Annotated in this window: 3 protein-coding genes and 1 pseudogene; all 4 read left to right on the top strand. The window is 68.5% G+C overall.

What is annotated here, in order from left to right; genetic code table 11:
- A pseudogene (locus D7X74_RS40850) lies at window positions 1-204 on the top strand (hypothetical protein); the annotation flags it as partial.
- 35 nt (window positions 205-239) lie between these two features.
- Window positions 240-1,382, top strand: a complete 1,143-nt coding sequence (locus D7X74_RS40845; RefSeq protein WP_120538324.1) for an acyl-CoA dehydrogenase — start codon at window positions 240-242, stop codon at window positions 1,380-1,382.
- An 8-nt stretch (window positions 1,383-1,390) separates the two neighbouring features.
- The gene (locus D7X74_RS40840; protein ID WP_120538323.1) at window positions 1,391-1,873 is read left to right on the top strand and encodes an AgmX/PglI C-terminal domain-containing protein; all 483 of its coding nucleotides are present in this window, start codon (window positions 1,391-1,393) and stop codon (window positions 1,871-1,873) included.
- A gap of 19 nt (window positions 1,874-1,892) precedes the next feature.
- The gene (locus D7X74_RS40835; protein WP_120538322.1) at window positions 1,893-3,038 is read left to right on the top strand and encodes an acyl-CoA dehydrogenase family protein; all 1,146 of its coding nucleotides are present in this window, start codon (window positions 1,893-1,895) and stop codon (window positions 3,036-3,038) included.
- The last annotated feature ends 76 nt before the right edge of the window (window positions 3,039-3,114 follow it).

The raw sequence follows: 3,114 nt of genomic DNA, 5'->3' as shown, positions 1-3,114 counted from the left end.
GGGGTGGCCGGGGTGGGCCTCACCTACGACCTGATTGAACGGCACCGGGACACCCAACCCTGGACGGTGTCGGTGGTGGTGCGCCGGGCGTGGACGGACGCGGGCGCTCGCACGGACGTGTCCCTCGACGTGACGGTGCCCCTGGCGATGTTCTTCGGGACCCGGATTCCGGCCCCGGAGGGCGCGGGGCCTTCTTCGAAGTAGCCCCAGGGCGGGCCGCATACTATGGAAGTCCCACCATGAACTTCGAGCTGACCGACATCCAGCGCGAGATCCAGCGCCTGTGCCGCGAGTTCGCCGCCAAGGAACTCACCCCCAACGCCCGCAAGTGGGACGAACAGCACGCGTGGCCCTCGGACGCGGTGAAGAAGCTGGCGGAGCTTTCGCTCCTGGGCATCGCGGTGCCGGAGGAGTTTGGCGGCGCGGGCCTGGACAACGTCTGTTACTCCATCGCGATGGAGGAGATCAGCCGCGGCTGTGCCTCCACCGGCGTGATCATGAGCGTGAACAACTCGCTCTACTGCGACCCGGTGTCCAAGTTCGGCACCCCGGAGCAGAAGGAGCAGTTCCTCAAGCCCTTCGCCAGCGGTGAGAAGCTCGGCTGTTTCGGCCTCACGGAGCCGGAGGCCGGCAGCGACGCGGCCGCCCAGAAGACCGTCGCCGTGAAGCGCGGTGACGAGTACGTCATCAACGGCTCCAAGAACTGGATCACCAACGGCCCCAAGGCCGACGCCATCGTGCTCATCACGATGACCAACCGTGAGGCGGGCAACAAGGGCATCACCGCCTTCCTCGTGCCCACCAACACGCCCGGCTTCACCCGCGCGGAGCCCGACAAGAAGATGGGCATCAGCGCCGCCTGGTCCTGCTCCATGTTCTTCGAGGACATGCGCGTGCCGGAGAAGTACCGCCTGGGCAAGGAGGGCGAAGGCTTCAAGGTCGCCATGTCCACGCTGGACGGTGGCCGCATCGGCATCGCGTCGCAGGCGCTGGGCATCGCGCGCGCGGCCTTCGAGGAGGCGGTGCGCTACTCGGGCGAGCGCAAGACGTTCGGCAAGCCCATCCGCGACCACCAGGCCATCCAGTTCATGATCGCCGACATGGCCATGGAGATCGACGCGGCCCGCCTGCTGGTGTGGCGCGCGGCGCTCATGAAGGACAAGGGCCAGCGCCACAGCCCGGAGAGCGCCATGGCCAAGCTGTACGCCAGCGAGATGGCCAGCCGCGTGGCCAACAAGGCCCTGCAGATCCACGGCGGCATGGGCTACAGCAAGGAAATGGACGCCGAGCGCCACGTACGCGATGCGCGCATCACCGAAATCTACGAGGGGACGAGCGAGATCCAGCGCATCGTCATCTCCGCCAACCTGCTCAAGGAGTAGTCCCCGTCATGAAGCGCGCGCTCCTCCCCGTGCTGATGCTGCTGGTGGCCCCTTCCATGGCCACGGCGCAGGGCACGTCCTCCAAGAAGAAGCCGGCGGCAACGAAGCCCGCGCCGGAAAGCACCCCGTCGGACGAGGCCCCCAAGAAGCCCGCGCCGAAGGATGACGGCCTGGACGTCAGCAAGCTGCCCTTCACCCCGGACTCCATCCGGCAGGTGATGGTGCACAACGCCCCGCGCATCCAGGAGTGCTACGAGAGCCACATGGTGGAGAAGGACAAGAAGGTGGAGGGCAAGCTCATGACCACCTTCACCATCACCGCCGAGGGCGCCGTGCGCAGCGCGAAGGTGGACAGGCACCAGAGCACGCTGAAGGACGCGGGGCTCAACGACTGCGTGGTGTCCGTCCTGATGGTGCTGGACTTCCCCCGGCCTCCGGACGGGCGCGACCACCCCATCGAGTACCCGATCAACCTCAAGGCCGTCGAATAACAACAGGACACCCGCGCCCGTGAACTTCGACCTCACCGAGACCCAGACGCTCATCCGCGACACCGCGCGCAAGTTCGCCAAGGAGCGCGTGGCGCCCAAGGCCCGCGCTGCGGACCGCGCGGAGCACTTCGACCCGGAAGTCTTCAAGGCGCTGGCGGAGGTGGGCCTGCTCGGCGTGAACCTGCCGTCCCAGTACGGCGGCGCCGAGGCGGGCGTCGTCTCCTACGCCCTGGCGATGATGGAGATGGCCGCCGCGGACGCCTCCGTGTCCGTGGCCATGGCCGTCACCAACATGTGCGCGGAGCTCATCCACGCGGTGGGCACCGACGCGCAGCGGGAGAAGTTCGTCACGAAGCTCACCTCCGGTGAGGCCATCGTCGGCGCCTTCGCGCTGTCCGAACCGCACGCGGGCTCCGACCCCGGCGCCATGCTCACCACCGCGGTGAAGCGCGGCGACCGCTACGTGCTCAACGGCAGCAAGCAGTGGATCACCTCCGGCGCGTACGCGGGCGTGATGGTCGTCTGGGCCCGCACGGGCGCGGCCGGCAACAAGGGCCTGTCCTGCTTCATCGTGGAGGGCGGCACCAAGGGCCTCCACGTGGGCAAGCACGAGGACAAGATGGGCCTGCGCGCGTCCAACACCGTGGGCCTCACCTTCGAGGACTGCGAGGTCCCCCTGGAGAACCTCCTGGGCAAGGAGGGCGACGGCTTCCGCCTGGCGATGATGGCGCTGGACGGCGGTCGCATCGGCATCGCGGCGCAGGCGTGCGGCGTGGGCCGGGCGGCGCTGGAGGCCACCGTGTCCTACACCAAGGACCGCAAGGCCTTTGGTCAGGCCGTGGCGGACCTGCAGGGCCCGCGCTTCATGATGGCGGACATGCGCACCCAGCTGGACGCAGCGGAGCTGCTCACCCTGCGCGCCGCCGCCCTCAAGGAGGCGAAGCAGCCGTTCACCCGCGAGGCCTCCATGGCGAAGCTCTTCGCCAGCGAGATGAGCAACAAGGTGGCCGACAAGGCCGTCCAGCTCCACGGCGGCTACGGCTACATCGACGAGTTCCCCGTCGAGCGGTACTTCCGCGACGCCCGCGTGCAGACCATCTACGAGGGCACCAGCGAGGTGCAGCGCATGGTCATCGCCCGCGAGACGTTCCGTCAGCAGGGGTAGGATCAAAGGGCCGTGCGCTCCATTCCCGCCTCGGGCCCCTGGCGCTCCGCCCTTCCCACACCGGGCGGGCGGGCAG

The organism is Corallococcus sp. CA047B (assembly GCF_003612065.1).
In the GTDB taxonomy this organism is placed as follows: Bacteria; Myxococcota; Myxococcia; order Myxococcales; family Myxococcaceae; genus Corallococcus; species Corallococcus praedator.
This window is presented reverse-complemented; position numbering and strand designations above follow the sequence as displayed.